The 18,079-nt window shown below is 39.5% G+C and carries 10 protein-coding genes; 2 read left to right on the forward strand and 8 right to left on the reverse strand.

Translation table 11 applies throughout. The features are described 5' to 3' along the window. Positions 1-112: 112 nt before the first annotated feature. The gene (locus SSAL8618_RS06970; protein WP_038676378.1) at positions 113-3,604 is read left to right on the forward strand and encodes a KxYKxGKxW signal peptide domain-containing protein; all 3,492 of its coding nucleotides are present in this window, start codon (positions 113-115) and stop codon (positions 3,602-3,604) included. 238 nt (positions 3,605-3,842) lie between these two features. On the opposite strand, the gene SSAL8618_RS06980 is transcribed toward SSAL8618_RS06970, so the two are convergent. From SSAL8618_RS06980 to SSAL8618_RS06990, 3 genes are all read right to left on the reverse strand, one after another. Beyond that, positions 3,843-4,163 (reverse strand): hypothetical protein, encoded by a 321-nt coding sequence (locus SSAL8618_RS06980; RefSeq protein WP_080730932.1) that lies wholly within the window; start codon positions 4,161-4,163, stop codon positions 3,843-3,845. Positions 4,164-4,297: 134 nt separating this feature from the next. Continuing rightward, a complete protein-coding gene (locus SSAL8618_RS06985) occupies positions 4,298-6,313 on the reverse strand; it encodes a M13 family metallopeptidase (protein WP_038676382.1) in 2,016 nt (671 codons plus the stop codon). A 247-nt stretch (positions 6,314-6,560) separates the two neighbouring features. After that, positions 6,561-6,890 carry a bacteriocin immunity family protein gene (locus SSAL8618_RS06990; protein WP_038676384.1) on the reverse strand — a complete coding sequence of 110 codons (330 nt, stop codon included), beginning with the start codon at positions 6,888-6,890 and terminating at the stop codon, positions 6,561-6,563. Between the two features lie 331 nt (positions 6,891-7,221). On the opposite strand from SSAL8618_RS06990, the gene SSAL8618_RS06995 reads away from it, so the two are divergent. Next, positions 7,222-8,259: a S66 family peptidase gene (locus tag SSAL8618_RS06995; RefSeq protein WP_038676386.1), complete on the forward strand. Its 1,038-nt coding sequence runs from the start codon at positions 7,222-7,224 to the stop codon at positions 8,257-8,259. Between the two features lie 101 nt (positions 8,260-8,360). On the opposite strand, the gene SSAL8618_RS07000 is transcribed toward SSAL8618_RS06995, so the two are convergent. From SSAL8618_RS07000 to SSAL8618_RS07025, 5 genes are all read right to left on the reverse strand, one after another. Then, complete coding sequence (locus tag SSAL8618_RS07000; RefSeq protein ID WP_038676388.1) at positions 8,361-8,948, reverse strand: DUF1648 domain-containing protein; 588 nt, start codon at positions 8,946-8,948, stop codon at positions 8,361-8,363. Further along, positions 8,938-9,213, reverse strand: coding sequence for an autorepressor SdpR family transcription factor (locus SSAL8618_RS07005; RefSeq protein WP_038676390.1), 276 nt, complete (start codon positions 9,211-9,213; stop codon positions 8,938-8,940). The genes SSAL8618_RS07000 and SSAL8618_RS07005 overlap by 11 nt, the downstream gene beginning before the upstream one ends. Then, a complete protein-coding gene (locus SSAL8618_RS07010) occupies positions 9,200-9,919 on the reverse strand; it encodes a YhfC family glutamic-type intramembrane protease (protein ID WP_223896444.1) in 720 nt (239 codons plus the stop codon). The genes SSAL8618_RS07005 and SSAL8618_RS07010 overlap by 14 nt, the downstream gene beginning before the upstream one ends. 248 nt (positions 9,920-10,167) lie before the next feature. Then, entirely contained in the window at positions 10,168-14,907 is a 4,740-nt protein-coding gene (locus SSAL8618_RS07015) for a glycoside hydrolase family 70 protein (protein ID WP_038676394.1), read from the reverse strand. An 888-nt stretch (positions 14,908-15,795) separates the two neighbouring features. Beyond that, positions 15,796-17,781, reverse strand: coding sequence for a KxYKxGKxW signal peptide domain-containing protein (locus tag SSAL8618_RS07025; RefSeq protein ID WP_038676398.1), 1,986 nt, complete (start codon positions 17,779-17,781; stop codon positions 15,796-15,798). Positions 17,782-18,079: the final 298 nt, after the last annotated feature.

The raw sequence follows: 18,079 nt of genomic DNA on the forward strand, positions 1-18,079 counted from the left end.
GTGATGATAAACTTGATATGTAAGTAATAGAACCATAATACTAACTTAATTTTACTCATGAGTTAACCATATCCTTGCTACTATTATTTAGTTTTATGAAAGGAGCATTATCATGGAAAAGAAAGTATACTTTAAACTTCACAAAGTAAAAAAGCAATGGGTAACCATTGCAGTAACTGGTCTAGCTCTAGGACTTAGTTTTGCAAGCTTGGGCTATGTGTCCGCAGCTGAACAGACTCACTCCACCTCAGAACCAACGGTTGAAAACAGCATAGAAGAAAATGCAATCGATGTCATAAGCCCGTCAACTAATGAAGTCACTACTAAACCAGAGGAAAACAAATCTTTAGTCACAACAAATTCAAGTGAAATCATCACTGAAACTACTTCTACTGAATCTAAACAAAGTGTCACTGATGCAGCTACTTCAGACATAGGTACTTCTGAAATTAACTCTCAACAAGCTCTTCGTTCGGAAGTCTCTACTGTTACTAGCAGTGAAGTCGTAAGCTCTGAAACATCACATTCTGAAACAAATGCAGCCCATGAAGTAGAAGAAAGTCCCGTAATATCCGGCGGTCATTACACTAGCGATGATCAGGGCAACTGGTACTATATTAAGGATGGGAAAGCACTTACTGGTATGCAAAATATTGATAATGTGAATGTCTACTTCGATGCCGATGGTAAGCAAGTCAAAGGAGACACCCGTCACGTTAATGGATCAACATATCACTTTGAGAAAGATAGTGGACAACTTACCCGTAGTGCTTTTGCATCTGATAAGAATGGAAATTGGTACTATTTAGGCCAAGATGGGAAAGCACTTATCGGTAAACAAGTTATTGACAATATACCACTCTACTTTTACCCTAATGGTGTCCAAGCTAAAGATGCCTTTGTCGTACTAGATGGAAATTCCTATTATTTTCAAAAAGATACTGGCCAATTGGTTCGTGACCGTTTTTGGTCGGATGACGACGGCAACTGGTACTATAGTGATAAAGAAGGGAAACTTCTAACAGGCGAACAGACTATAGATGGCTTCGACATGTATTTCTACCCAGACGGTGTTCAGGCCAAGGGTGAAATCGTTACAATAGGTATCGAACCCTATTACTTTGATAAGGATAGTGGTCATAAGGTTATAAATACCGACATCACTATTAATGGAAAAACTTACCACGCAGAAGCTAATGGTCTTTTGATTGAAACTGAACAGAAACTTCCTCAACGTCCACTTGTTTCTGGTGGCCATTTCCAAGAAGATTCCTCAGGCAACTGGTACTATTACACCGCAACAGGAGAGAAACTAAAAGGATGGCAAAATGTAGATGGAGTAACTCTTTACTTTGACGAAGAAGGTCGTCAAGCGAAAGATGGGGAAAGAATCATTGACGGCTCCCATTACTATTTTAGTCACTATTCAGGTGCTGTAAAAACCAACTATTGGCATACTTGGTCTATTGAAATCAGAAGACAGGAACCATTTGCTAAAACGTATTACGAATATTATGGTTCTGATGGTCGACGTTACTATGGATGGCATCGAGTTGGCGATCAACTTTATTATTTTGATCATACTGGTCGAGTTGAAAATGGTCTTACTATCTTCAAAGGACAAAACTACCTCTTTGATAATCATGGAAAATTGGTAAAAGATGCCTTTTATATTCAGTCATTACGTGTCTTTGTTGGAACTTTAAATACTAGCTATCGCTCCAATAAATTTGGCCAAGTACTAACCGGAGAACATCATATTAATGGTGATGACTACTATTTTTCAAATTCTGGTTCACCAGTCACTGATATAGTCGAAAAAGGAGGCAAGGACTATTACTATTTTGAAGGCAAACTTCTAAAAAACTATCTCGGACCTTTACTCAAACGTCAGGAACTGGATTATGATGCATACTACTCTGGCATCGTAGGTACAGATAAGGATGGGGTTTTACTTACAGGTGTTAGCACTGCAAATAATGGTAAACTCTATTATTTTGAAAATAATAGAAATATCCCCAAAATGTTTACAGTTACAACACCTACTTGGAAAACGATTGATGGTAAGCTATACCACTTAGAGCCTAGCATAAATAGAACTTACAAGCATGGTGGAAGAAGTTATACCGCTACCGTCAGGGAAGAAGTAGACATTATTGACCACGGAGTACGAACAAAGACCGATAAGATTAAACGTATTATTGGTGATGATTTTAGTAATCTATACTATCTTGATGAAAACAATGATTTTTACATCGGACATCTACTTCCAGAAAACACAGATTTAACTAAAATTGAAGAAACTGTAATTCAAAGTGATAATAAATTCTATGCTTTCAATAGAACAAGTTCGCTTTCCGAAACTTCCCCTCTCACAGTTTCCAAAACCTTAGTTTACAATAAAAAAGCCTACCTCATTGATGATAAAGGAGTAGCGACCGAAACTAAACTAACAAATCGTTTCGAACACGATGATGCATGGAATTGGTACTACTTTGATAACGAGGGAAAAGCTGTCACAGGACTCCATTCAATAGATAATGTCACTCTATACTTTGATAAAGAGGGCAAACAAGCTAAGGGAAGACTTGTCGAAATTGACGGTCAAACACATTATTTCGATAGAGACAGCGGAGCAATGTGGACTAACCGAACACTTGAACTTAATGGTATTCGTTATGTCATTGACCAAAATGGTTATGTAACTATGAATAAACCTGGACAATTTATTCAAGATAGAGATGGTGATTGGGCTTATATTAAAGAAAATGGACAGTTAGCCACTGGACTTCAAATTATTAATCATCAAAAATACTACTTTGATCCAACTGGAAAACAAGCCAAAGGAAAACGACTTCTGCTTGATGGAAAGTACTATTTCTTCGATAACGATACTGGTGCTATGTTCGTAAATAAATTCCATGAAACAGGCGATTACTTTTCTAAAAAATATACTTATTTTGGCGAGGATGGAAGCCAGATATTTGGTTGGGCAACTATTGAAGGTAAACGTGTTTATTTTAAAGAAGATGGCTACCAAGTTCGAAATGATAGACACAAGATAGGTGATTTCGATTATTTCTTCAAAAAAGACGGTAGTATGCTTTCTAATGATATTGACGGCAACTACAAATACTATTATGCTGATAAGGACGGTCATCTACAGTTCGGGTGGGTTAATCACAATAATGAAACCTACTACATTAGCCCACCATGGGGAGCTGAAAACCGAACATATCTACAAAATATCAATGAAAAGACCTATCTTTTGGGTCCTAAAGGACGACTTCTAAGGAATACAGCTACAGACACCTCGACCTCTTGGAATGGTTTCTGTATCTCTGATGAAAATGGAGTTGTAAAAACAGGTGTCATTCGGTTAGAAGATAATAGACTTTATTATTTCAACCCTGAAATTTATATGACTACTCCTTTTAGTGGCGAATGGGCAGAGTTTGATGGTAAACTTTATCATTTTGAAAAGCCGATATCAGTTAGTCCAGAGTCAAAAGGTTCTCCAATTACCACTAACACTACGCTTGAAAAAGATGGAAAAACCTATATTATTGACGAAAATGGCGTAGCTACAGAGAAAAAGGATTAATATCAAACTAACAACTGTAAGTATTTGAAAAATACCTCATTTTTGCCAAAATGTATTCAAAAACACCAGAAATCATTTTTTCTGGTGTTTTCTTTTTGTTTTCTAAAACCTAGTAAGGCTACCGGCAAAATCTCTATCATCAATCTACTTCAAGTCAAAATATTTCTTGACATCTTTAGCATAGCCATACTGTTGATTTAAAGTCTCTAATAAGGCTTTGTTATAATCTGGATAATTGTCATTCCTCACCATCACCCTCATACAAACATGCCACCAAGCGTTCAAAGGGCTCTATATACTCCCAGTACTCTAAAGGGAGATTGGAAATCTTACTTAGATCATTATCATCAAAATGATACACAAGATGGCGTAGTATTTGATTTTCAATATAATGGATATCTCTCAATTGCTCGAAACTGATTGTATCCAGTTCTATGATGTAGTGACACAAATCATCAAGTGCCTTTACGTCAAATTTTTTCTCCTCGTGTAGGAAGTAGAGAAAGCTCTGATTCTCACCTCTTTTATTATCTTCTATCAGATTCCTTTTATGCATCATTCTTGAATCCTTTCCTTAATAGCACCATTATAACACTAGAAAATGATTCCCCAAAGCTACAACATAAAAAGAGAATCTGGGATGATTCCATTCCAAATTCTCTTCTTCTTGATTAGCAAAGTAGCAGGACTTTTTTACCACAAACTAATGCGCTTGCTTGGTGCTAAATACATGGCGTCTCCTTCCTTAATCTGAGGATAGGCCTCATAAAACTCAGGAAGGTTTTTAAGTTGTTGGTTAACACGCAACTCATTTGGTGCGTGGACGTCTTGCACCATGGTATATTTATTGTACTGCAGGCTAGCCTTTTGTTTCCAGATATTTGCGTAGTTTTCAAAGTAGTCCTTAAGATTAGGTTTTGTCACATCTGTTTTGAGCACTTGGAGTGTAGATGATAGACCTCCAGCATCTGCAACATTCTCAGTAACTGTGAGTTTTCCATTTACCTTAGTCCCGTAAATTTCTAAACCATTCCACTGGTCTTCAAAGGCTTTGATTCTCTTGTCGAAAGCTTTAGTATCTGCTTTTGTCCACCAGTTATGCATGTCGCCATTCTCATCATAATCGGCACCATTGGAGTCAAAGGCATGGGTAATTTCATGTCCAATCACGACACCGATACCACCATAGTTCTTTTCAACACTTTGGTTCTTGTCGTAAAACGGAGCTTGCAAAATACCAGCTGGGAAGTTGATACTGTTACTTTCTGGGTTGTAATAAGCATTGATATCAAAAGCAGAACCAGACCATTTATTCTTATCAATAGGATCATCAAAATGATCAATGGTATAACGTTTTCCGAACTGGGCAATGTCTTCTGACAATTCAAAGAAGGACTTGTTAGGGTCAAGATGTAGTTCCTTAGTACCAGGATCGACATCTTCCTGATAACCTACGAAAACCTTCATTTTATCCAACTTTTCGATGGCCTTGTTGCGTGTATCTTCCGTCAACCAATCATTCTGTTGGAGACGGCCACGATAGACATTTTTGATTTTATCAATCATACCTGTCACATCAGTCTTGGCTTCTTCACCAAAGTATTTACGTCCATAATAGACACTCATGACATCGCTAAACAGATTGACACTCATCTCATAGACTGTATCTTCTTTAGAAAGTGGCTTTTGTGTGCCCATAATAGCCATGCTAATCGATGCAAAATTCAAACGGTAATCTTCTGTCAAAGAATTTGACGCTGCCATAGCTTCTTGCACTAATATCCATGATTTTATTTTAGAAAAATTGTCCTGATTAACGATCTTACTATAGTTCTCAAAATACTTGGTATTAGGGACGTTGATGGTTTCTAAATCACGTCCCATAATGCCTTTAATGACATCATATAATTTGAAGGAACCCGAGTAGGCATTAATCTCTTCTGCTGTTTTAGGGTGAACCAAATTCTTACTTTCAGACATCTCTTCGTTACTGAGACTGTACTTAGCAATGATTTCGTCGAACTCCAGTGCTTCTTTGACAATCCGTTTACTATTTTTTTCGCTATATCCAAGCATTTCCAAGGCTTTTTGCGTGGCTGTTTCAATTGGAGTCAAATATTGTTTCTTGCTGGCCTCATCTTTATAAATAGACACATCTGGCAATAAGATACTTGGGGGACTCAATTGGATTTGTTTTTGGCTGGTATTCTCTGCGTTAGTTCCTACGTCATAACCAAATGGAAGAGGAATCCCTTTATCAGTCAAGCTAGCAGATTTACTGGCCAAATCATTTACATCCTTGATATCCTCAATCTCTTTTAGATAAGGTTTGAGAGGTTCAAGGCCATCTTTCTCACGTTGCTTGTAATCACTAGCAGCCTTGTAGAAGGTGATAAACTCAGACATCCCCGTAATATCTGACGTCTCCTTACCCTCCCCTAAATTTTTGATATCCTTCTTAAGCTTTCCTTTGATATCTTCCCCTAAAGTATAAAAATTATCAATGCTTGGAGAATCAGCGGGAATTTTGGCTTTTAGGAGCCAGTCCTTGTTAACAGCTTGATAAAAATTAGAAGCTACCGTAGCATTCTTATCAATTGGCGTTTCTTGCGGAACAAAGGTTTTATAAGCCCAAAAACCGCCTCCAGCAAGAGCTAAGGCCAAAGCTCCCGTTATGGAGCCAAGAATAATTTTCTTACGCTTTTTCATAAATACTCCTCATAAAATTAAATTAATATATTTGTATTATATCATTAGAACACTTATTTTAGCAAGCTGTTTTTGGGAGACAAAAAGAAGTAATCAGACGATTACTTCTCTTTATTTTCTTAAATAGCGAAAATTAGGTATTATGACACTCAAGATAAGAACAATAAAAGCTCAACTAAACCCAACTTAGCAGGTTGAATTCAGTTGAGCTTTTTGGTCATTTTACTAATCATCACAAGCAGATAAATCATTTAAAAGACAAACTGCCGAGTGATGTTAATCCTCTTGCTAGATTAATGTTACGCTCTGATTTTTCTTGGAATTCTGTGAGAGTCTTACTCAAGTCACTCACTCCAGAACTCAGTGATTTCCCTTTAGAAAGATTGCTGACTGCTAGAACTTGAATAGCTCTCCTTAATTCTGCAAGAAGTTCGTCATTATCCTTCTTCCCAACTTCTATTTCATTTTTAAACGTTACGAGCAACTCTCTCTCATTTTCAGTTGTTTCTGGATTTATAATAAGATTATAGATATTGTTTAAGATATCCGTAATTTGGTTGTTGTTACTTTTTGTCATCTAGATTTCCTCCTATAACCTGTAGCAAGATTAGGTCGAGCAAGTGAATTAAATTGGTTAATTGTTTGTGTTGTAATGAGCAACGACCTCTTTCAATAGTTCGCTGTGACATCATTATACACATCTAACATAGCAAATTCAAGAATAATAATATCCTTCTGCCACAAATGGTCCAAATTTAGCACAAACAGATAAAAAGAAGTAAGCACTTCGAGCGGTTATTTTTCTATTGCTTTATTGACACAAAATCGTATGTCTAACGCTATTCCTTATATTTTTCTATCATTCTTTATGATACAATAGCATCAATTTATTTCTAGGAGGATAATATATGGCTTCTACTATTGGTATTGTAAGTTTATCTAGTGGGGTTATCGGAGAGGACTTTGTCAAGCACGAAGTGGACTTGGGGGTCCAACGACTCAAAGACCTGGGACTCAATCCTATTTTTTTACCTCATTCACTAAAAGGCTTAGACTTTATCAAAGAACATCCCGAAGCTCGTGCGGAGGATTTGATTCAGTCATTTTCTGATGATAGTATCGATATGATCCTATGCGCCATCGGTGGAAACGATACCTATCGCTTGCTACCTTATCTTTTTGAAAATGACCAACTACAAAAGGTTATCAAACAAAAGATTTTTCTTGGCTTCTCGGATACGACCATGAACCATCTCATGTTGCAAAAACTAGGAATCAAGACTTTTTACGGCCAATCATTTCTAGCAGACATTTGTGAGTTAGACAAAGAAATGTTGCCATATAGCCGCCACTACTTTAAAGAATTAATTGAGACTGGTAGAATCTCAGAAATCCACCCTAGTAACGTTTGGTATGAGGAACGGACTGATTATAGTCCCAAAGCCTTGGGAACACCTCGTGTCAGCCATGCAAATACAGGTTTTGACTTGTTACAAGGCAATGCTCAGTTTGAGGGAGAAATCCTCGGTGGTTGCCTCGAGTCTCTCTATGATATTTTTGACAACTCTCTACACGCAGATAGCACAGACCTCTGCCAAAGATACAAACTTTTCCCTGACTTGTCAGACTGGGAAGGAAAAATCCTCTTGCTAGAAACAAGCGAAGAAAAGCCTAAGCCTGAAGACTTCAAAAAGATGTTGCGAACTTTAAAGGACACGGGCATATTCGCGGTCATCAGTGGACTCTTGGTCGGAAAACCTATGGATGAAACCTTCTATGACGACTATAAAGAAGCACTATTGGATATCATTGATAGCAATATCCCGATTGTCTATAATCTGAATGTCGGCCATGCCACACCAAGAGCGATTGTTCCCTTTGGAGTCCACGCGTATGTAGATGCAACGGAGCAAGTCATTCGCTTTGACTATCACAAAGAAAGCTGAGATGAATTTCTCAGTACAGATTGAAGATAAAGTCCTTGGAACACAAGTTTCCAAGGACTTTGTTTTCAATCTGAAAGAAGTAATCAGACGATTACTTCTCTTTAATTTCTTAAATAGCGAAAATTGGGTAACAAGATACTCAAGATTAGAACTACAAAAACACCTAAAATAATAATTGTAGTATAGGGGTTAAAGCATAGGCTGATTAACAAGGCAAGACTCATTGCAACCATTAGGTAACCTAACTTTCTCGCTACTGAGTTACTGCTCTCACTGTGATTTTTAGTAGCTAGACCAATACTTTTAGGAAGATAATTTCCGATTACTAGAAAAATGAGTGCCACTAACCAAATGACAGTCAATCGAACTTGGACATGTCCGCCCATGGCAACAGTCAATACGAGACCTTGAATGATAACTGCAGAAATCGGAATAAGCCATAACATAAACTCTTTTAAGAATGAAATGGTTATTTGTTTAAAATATGAAAATAAGAGATTATAAATGGCAAGAGCAATAAAAGGAAGGACAACTATTGCTAGATTGCGATTCATAAAACCATTGGCTTGTTCTTCCACATTAAAGTGGATAGCCACCCGATTTGGGAGTTGCTGGTAAAGGGTTAAGCCGACAATAACCGGTGTGAGTATTACTAGATTGCCAATGACTCTTTGCATATTATTTTTCATCTTCTGTTCCTCCAAGTGACTGAATCCACGTTAAAATTTCTTCAAAAACGGTTAAGTTCAAACTATAGTAGATAAAATTCTTCTGCTTTTCTTCTTCAATAAGTCCCGCTTTTCTCAAGGTAGACAAATGATGGGAAACTGTTGCGGGAGCTAAGTCAAACTGCTGGCTGATTTCACCAGCGGACTTTGGTCCAGACTTTAGATAGTCTAAAATTTCTCTCCTCACAGGGGCAGAGATGGCTTTTAAGGTTTCAGATAAGCCCATGAGTTCCCTCCTTTCTCCAAATCCGACGTGTCAGAAGTCCAATACCTAACACATAAATAGCTAAAATAAGTTCGATTAGTAAGAGATTGCTGACTAGCCCTAGTTGATAAGCACCTGCCAAAAAATCAATGGCAGCATGGAGTATAATCGCCCAGAAATAGAATGAAAGCTTTTGCTTAGTGACTGCTAGAAAATCCCAAGCTGTAAGCAAGACTTGTAACACCAAGGCAACTAGTCTTTCAAAGAGAGACATAAGCACAGTAAATCCCGTTAATTGGTTGACCTGACTCACAAGAGTTGAAGGTAACTCACTGGCCTGCCCTGAATGGATGGCCTGCAAAACAATGATGTTAGTGAGTAAGCCCATCACTCCAAGGAAGATAAATTCACTAAGACCATGTCCAAAACCGTAGGCTACAATATCAGACGTCATCAAACTTCTTTTCTTTGCAAGTACCTTAAAAACCAAATAGCGAGTTGTTTCTTCAACAAGGCCAGCCATAAGCCCTCCATAAATAATGGTGAACCATTTAGAAGAGTGACCAAAGCTTGAAAGAACTAGGGCATTGATAGGTCCTTCAATCATCATGACAGGTAAGGCAAAACCAATCAGACCGACTAAAAAGAGCTTGATTGAAAATTGCCATCTTTTCTTCAGAACGATAAAACTAATGACGGCGATAACCAACATGGTAAGAATTGCCATAAAAAGGAATGTTTCCATTTGATTTATCCTTTCATTGAAACGGAGCATCAATACGACTTAGGTCAGAATACCTATTTCTATACTTTTCGAAATAGATTCTACGCTTTTCATAGACTACTGTCAATACTATTTCGAAAAAAATCGAAATAGGGATACAAAAAAAGACCGTTTTCACGATCTTTCTTCTTGAGAATTTTCCCTCATTCTCGGCTGTGTGTTCTCTAGTCAATTACATGGGCTACTACTGCTTATCTTCCTGGGACATATTCGCCAGTGTTGGCATCGTAGTAACGACGTTGGCCATTGACTGTGACGTAGGCACCTTTAACTTGGCGACCTGATTGGTCAAAGTAAAGGTGTTGGCCATTGATGACTTGTTCCCTTGTCACGGCATAGCCATCTGCTCCGAAATAAGCCCAGACGTTAGGCTCGATTTGAGCGAAGCGGTTGGTTACAGGTTGACCATCGTTTTCGTCATAGTACTTGTAACGACTACCGACCTTAACTGCTTTGCCCTTGTATTGGATACCATTTTGGTCAAAGTAGTATTCCTTGCCATTGATAGTCCACTTGCCTTTAAGGGCTTGGCCATCAGTATTGAAGTAAGACCATTGGTTTGGTGCAATCTCAGCAAAGCTGCTTGTTACAAGAGCTCCACTGTGGGCATCATAGTAATAAGTCTTACCATCTTCAACAATGGTTTTACCCTTGACTTGGATACCATTTTTATCAAAGTACTTAAGGTATCCATGATCAGCACGAACTTGACCGATTGCCAGTGAACCGTCTTGTTTGAAGTACATCCACTGATCATCACCAACTTGGAGGTAGCGTCCGCTAGCAAGAATACCTGATTCTGGCTCATAGTAATACTTAATGCCATTTTCTTCGATAATTTCACCCTTAGCTTGGCTACCATCTTCCTTGAAGTAATAGAGGTGACCATCAATGTATTGACGTCCAGTGACACGGTTACCTTCTTTATCAAAGTAGTTCCATGCCTTAGTTGCTGGGTTGTAGACAAAGATGCTGCGTCCAATTTCGCCTGCTGGTGTGATATAACGCGCCTTACCATTTTCAAAGATAATAGAATCAGCTCGGTTGCTGTAGGCCGTACCGACACTACCATCTTGGTTAAAGTAATAAGTCTTACCGTCAATGACGCGTGAGCCTGTCACAGTGTTACCATCAGCGTCAAAGTAATAACGTTTACCTGTGCTGCTATCAGTCGCAAAGACATTGCGTCCCATATCACCGGTTCCAGCAACATAGTAATGCAATTTACCATCATCGGTACGGACAATGCGATCCTTAGCCTGAAGACCAGTTTCACGGTCAAAGTAGAAATGGTGACCACTCCAATGAAGGTTACCCACTACCATGGTTCCTTGTGTTGTAAAGGCACGGACTTGCTTACGTTTATCATCAAAATCAACGAAGGCATTCTTAACCATGGCACCGTCTAGACCGTAATAGTAGGTATAGCCGTTGCTAGCACGACGAAGGGCATTACGCAATTGAACACCATTATCAAAGAAATAGTAATCCTTGCTATTGATGTTTTGGGCACCCTTGGTCATCTTACCGTCAGCACCGAAGTAATACCAGTTACCGTTACCGTCTTGAACAAATTCATTCTTGATGACTTGATTATCACGAAGGAAGTAAACATCTTGTCCACGACGTTGGAAGACTTGAGTGCTTGTGATGGCACCTGTATCACGAAGTGGTGTTGGCAAGAGTTGGCCGTTGGCTGAAGTATTAAAGTACTGGTTGGTCTTGTCATCACGAAGGACAAAGTTGATGCCTCGTCCAAGGATGTTAGTTCCGTTGAAGTACTTAGCAGACCATTTGGTAATCTTTTCATTCGTAGGCAATTGCTTACCATTTGAGATTTGCACACGGTTGAAAATAGATGGGTACTTAGCTTTCAGCTCATCAAGGAAGGCACCACCGTACTTGCCTTGATAGTCTGTGCCATCTGTGCGGGTATTTGCCACATAGGCTTGGTCCACAATTTGATAACCTTGTTGGTGATAACCGTAGCCGTTAACACGTGTGGCATTAACTACTTCTTTTCCTGGAAGGTTATAAATTTGGTCTGGCACCCAGTCAGCAATGGCTTGAATACCATCTTTGTGGAGGGCACGAAGGACATTAAGGAGGTCATCAAGTGAGCCATACTTGTTATTTTGACTCAAGGCCATATCATAACGGTCGTCAAAGGCATAACCATTGTCAATTGTTGAATCAAGGAAGGTACCATCCTTACTTGAAACGTACTGTGGTGGAAGTCCAACAGACGTAACACCCCAAGCTTTGAGCAAATTAGTGTTCTTAGCCAAGACACGGTTCATGTAAAGTTCTGGCTGATCGTCCGCAAAAGCTTGGAAGTTTGAGAAGGCTTCATACATGACTTGCGAATCAAGGGCTGCTGAAGACTTGTAAACTTGACCATCGCTATTGGCACGGTTACTTGGCTGTGTACGTGCGTCTTGGTTAGCCTTAGCCCCGACTGGTACCCAGACACCGAGGTAACCTGATACTTGCACATTTTCCACACCAAAAATATCATTGGCATTGAAGGTCAAGTTCCCATTCCAGTCGGTACGTTTAAGAAGGTTTGAAGGTACATCAGAATCGTTGAGGTAGGTTGCTAGACCATCCTTAGTCGTCAAAAGCAATGGACGGTAAAGCTGATTACGGTGGGCTCTACCCATATTCATCGTTACAGTTTCATTGCTACCCAATCGGAAATCATAGTTGTTGGTCATGATGACACCCATCCCTTGCGTACGGGTTTCAGCAGTTCCCCAATCAGTTCTGTTATTGGCACCTTTACCATAACGAACTGATGTCAAGAGGCCGTCATTTCCGACTTTCTTCACTTCCATGTCTTGACCACCAGCTACATACTTGATACGGGCACGCAAAAGGGTATCGATGGCATCAAAGTAAGGCGTCTTCTTGGCCATGTAGTGACCATCCTCACGGTAGAGGTCTCCATAATAAACACGTGTTACAGAGTCCTTGTTGGTCAACATGAGGGCATAGACAGATGGCAAGTTGTAAGACGCATAAGTCTTGTGAGCTGTATTGATATCCGCATTGTAAATCTCGAAGGCCTTCTTGATTTCATCACGGGTGAAATTGTAACCAAACAGATTTGGATTGATACGATCACGGATGATACGTTGGATAATGGTTTGCGCTTCAGTATCGTGGGCACGGGTGAAAATATAGTTGGCCATACGCTCACCGTTTTTATCGTTAGCACCACGTGGATTCAAACTACTATTCATAAAAGCAGTCATGTCCCCAAGCTGCATACGTGTATTTTTATCACGCATCAAAAGGTTGGTAAGAGCATTACGAAGGGCATTATCAATCGGCAGTTGTGCCCCTTTAGTATCCTTGTTGTAATATGGGTCGTTAGCAGACCACGCTTCCAAGTATGACAAGTGTTTGATCGCATTAGCTTCGGACTTGTCAACACCATAGGCTGCTTTGAAGTAATCTGAAGCGATTTGGAGAAGGTCAGCATCCACATTGTCCAAAGCATCGACACGCAAACCGTCAAAGTTAGCAGTTGGGTCATTGGCCATGATACTTCCGATATTCATCATAAAGTGGAGCCAGTTAAGTTGCTCCGCCTGAACAGCTGGGTTTGAGTTATCAATATCGTTGGCAAGCAAGAACTCAAGACCACCGATAGAATTGTCCTTGAAGTACTTACGTGTACCCGTCTGATTAGTCGGTGTGCGGTTAAGTAGACGATAATCAGAGTTGGCGTAGCTAGTACGGTTACCAGTATCACCCTTACTGTTGTTAAAGAGCAACTGTCCACCTTGCAAGTGGTCGTATGAACTATTTTCAGTGCTACTATTCCAACCTGGCTGAGTCTTGATGAACTGGTCGATACTTGTACGCAACCAGTTGGTATTGCCTTCACGCGCAATACGTTCTTCAATCTTAGTCTGAACAGCTTTAGCAGCTAGATTTAGACTTTCCTGGCTAGAGTTGGTTGAAAATGATCCCGCACCAAGACCTTGATTTTGCATGTAGTTTAGGTAGTTAACCTGAGTTGATTTGTCAGGCCACCAAACCATCAAGAGTGGACGTTTGTCCGCTTCAGTTGAAGCTGTCCAAGTCTTACCATCCTTAAGAATACTCTTTGGACGGTACCAAGCATCTGCTGTGATGAAGGTGTCGAGTTGGTCCAAAGATTTGTTATCGTTTTTGTAGAGCTGATTTCCAGATGAAAAATCCACAGTTGCCTTGATAGGTTCTGTTGAAAATTCATCCTGTGACTTGGTCGCAAGAGCCCCTGTTTCAGCATCAAAGTAATATGACTTCCCATCTTGCTCAAAGACGAAGTTCTTACGCACACTACCGTCACTATTGACATAGTATTGTTTGCCGTTAATCCATTGGATACCAGTCGCTGTATTGGTATTGGCTTCACGAGTTTCTGCCAAGGCACGACGACTACGTGTACGAGCTTCTGTATTTGCCGTCTCAGTTGTTGCTGCACGGTCTGTAGTAGCTGTTGCAGTCGCATTATTTGTATCTTTCGTTGTAGCACTCGTATCAGCTGCAGCTGCTTGCACATTTGTACTTGGTGCAGCTTGACCTGAGTTAGTATCAACTGTCGCTGCAGTTGTAGTAGGTGCCGCTGCCCTATCTGTAACATCGGTTGTCGTGCTAGTCGCATCTGCGACAGGAATAGCCACGCTCGCAGTATTAGCATCTGCTGAAATAGTTGGTGCTACTGTAGTTGCTGCATCATTAGTTGTGGCAGGCGCTTCTCGAAGCAAATCTTGACTGCTATCACCCGACTGATTCGCAGGATTTTGCTCATCGGCCTGAACCTGTTGATCCGCCAACAAAGTTCCACCAGCAACAGTAACCATTGAGAGTGCTGTCACCCCAATAGTCACCCAATTCTTCTTCACTTTATGCATTTTAAAGCGTACTTTTTGTTCCATAATATTTACCTTTTTCCCTTATATTACTTCTATCATAAGCTATTTGACAAGGGAATACAATTACACAACTGTAATATCAGTTTAATGTATCTACCTTCGTTTTCTCAGAAAACGTCCTTTAATAATCTGCCTAATAAATACACCTTGTGAACAAATGCACTAAGGATAACATAAAACCAGCTAAAATCGTTAGGACTAAGACTTTTTTAGACGATAGAATCATCCAACAATATTAATTTATTTTTAAATAAAAAAACCTTCATTTCTAAGATGAAATAAAGGCTTGGTTACGGGGACTAGCAAAATCCTGCTAAAGTATGCGTGGTTTATGGGTTAGGAGGTCGCGATGCTTTCCATATTTAGTAGTCCACAAAACGCTTGATTGCTATTTTTTACTCATTTTCCATGTACTACCACCTAGTGAAAAAGGCACCTATGGTTTCAATAATGGCATAGAGTAATGGGGATTTTCGTGGTCTGAAGTCTGTTTTATAAAAGTAATAATTCGAAATGAAGATAAATAATATGACAATGATACTCCAAGCCAAGATAACCATGATTTTTCTCCTTTAAGAAGTCAGTTACACCTCGAGCTTAACGAAGATGGTTCCCCATAACTACCTCTAACTCTCTTTTCCTACATGCAAATATAATACCCATTATAACACGGCTATAGCTCCTCCTTGCGAATATGAGAGGGACAAAATTATTAGGATTTAAGCATGAAAAAGCATCTGGGTGTACACTGACAGTTTCTCTAAAACAACTCAAAAACCAGCTAATGCTGGCTTTTTCGTCTATTTATTCATCTAGAGTTATGATAGGAAAATAATAATAATTTAGATAGGAAAAGGAAAAATTCGCTCTAGATTTTAAAGTACATAGTAATTAACGACGCTGTCTCAATTCACCAGTTTTGGCATCGCAGAAGAGGCGTTTACCACCAACATAAACATAACGTCCTTTAACTTGACGACCTGAACCGTCAAAGTAAAGCTGTTTGCCATTGATGACATGTTTTCCAGTCACTGCTTGGCCAGCTGAGTTAAAGTAATACCAGCAACCACGTCCAGCTTCGACAAAGCGGTTTACCACTTGCTCACCAGTGTGGGCATCAAAGTAACATTTCTTACCTTGGACAGTGAGCAATTTACCTTTGACTTGAGCACCATTGCTACCAAAGTAGTAAACTTTATTGTTAATATTTTGAAGACCTGTAACTTTGTGACCATCTTGGTTTAGGTACGCCCATTGGTTAGCCGCAATTTGAATGAATTGGTTGATGACTGCTTGACCAGTGACGGCATCATAGTAACGGCCTTCAGCCCAGCCACCTTTTAATTGGCTGTGGTCTTTGTTGAAGTAATAGAGTTTACCATCAATCACTTTTGCACCTTGAACGAGACAACCAAAAGCATCCGCATAATACCAGTTGTTGTTTTCAAAGATAAAGCGTGACACAGCCATTTCACCTGTTTGGGCAGAAATGTAGTATTGCTTGTTGCCTTGTTGCATCATCTGACCTTTGATTTGACGGCCTTCTGAGTCAAAACAGTATTCTTTACCATTGATGATACGTTTTCCTGTCACAGCGTAACCATGTTCATCAAGGTAGTACCAAGCTTGGTTTTCTTTATTTTGAACAAAGGTATTTACAGCCATATTACCAGTATCAGGGATAAAGTAACGGATACGGCCATCTGAGAAGCGAATAAATTTGTCTTTAGCTTGGATACCTGTTTGTGTATCAAAGTAGAAGGTTGTGCTACCCATTTCAAGGAGACCAGTAGCCATGTGACCATAACAATCGAAATAGCGTACATCCTTACGATAACCTGCAAAATCGTAGAAGCCGTTGATAGCTTTCACACCATTTTTATCGTAGTAATAAGTGTAACCATCGCTACCTTTAACAAGTGAGTCACGAGCTTGAAGACCATTTTCAAGGAAGTAATAAGCCTTACCATCGATAACCTTCTCACCTTTGACCTTTTGACCATATTGATCGTAATAATACCATTGATTTTCACCTACACGGACAAATGAAGACTTGGCATTGTTTGAATCAACACTTGGTTTAGTCTCACCTGTGATGATTTGGTAACCTGAGTTATTTTGCTGGTTACCTTGTGAAATGATAGTGACATTAGCATTTGAACCATTCGAATGCCCTACTGATATGTTTGGAAACAGTTTATTAGAATTCGAAACGATAGTAACATTCGGCGTAGTTCCTGAGGCTGTGATGGTGATTGTCGTGTTTCGACCACCATTCCAATGAATGCCGTTTGAGTCAGACGAACTCGTCGTAATTGTCGCAAAACCGCTAGCTGACGATGATGATGACCATGATGATGACGACGAATAAGAATACCAAGCTGAGCTTGATGAGCTTGAAGAACTTGACGCACTAGCACTTACTGATGCCGAGCTGCTACTTGATTGGTAAGCAGAACCCGTTTGTGATGAATTAGAGTTTTGTGTTCCTACGACTTGAGAAGATTGTGACGAACTGACTTGACTAGATCCACCACCTACCACAGTCTGTGATGAGCCTCCTGTTGAGGCAGATGATGAAGACTCGTAGCCTGAGCTTGTTTGACTGCCATAGTTAGATGACACCGCTGACAAATGGCCAGCATCTTCTGTCAAGGTTGGTGAATAGCTTTCATTAATCAATGATGCACTTGATTCAATGCCTGAATCTGTTTGTTCAAAACCATCACCATTAGGAAGTGACACTTCATCTGCTTGTGCCGATTGGTCTGCCAAAAGGGCTCCACCCGCAAGTGCAACCATCGACAGCGTACTAACTCCAATAGTCACCCAGTTTTTCTTGACCTTGTGCAACTTAAATCCAACTTTCTTTTCCATAACATACACCTTTCAATATAACTTTATTTCTCTATTCTATGTTAAGGGATTTTGGAAACGAATACAATTACAGATGCATAACTCTAGTCTCATAAGACTAACCTTCTACCCATAATCCATTTGAAAAAACAAGCCTAAGATATATAGCTATAGCTTTTATATGTTAGAAACCGTTTCCAAAAAACGTTCAGATTTTCTTAAATTCACACAGAAACTCCGACTTTTAGCACTTTCACCACCTTCTTCATTAGAATGACTGAGTATAATTTAAAGCTAAAGTAAGCAGTCTATTGACGAT

The organism is Streptococcus salivarius (assembly GCF_000785515.1).
Classification (GTDB): Bacteria; Bacillota; Bacilli; order Lactobacillales; family Streptococcaceae; genus Streptococcus; species Streptococcus salivarius.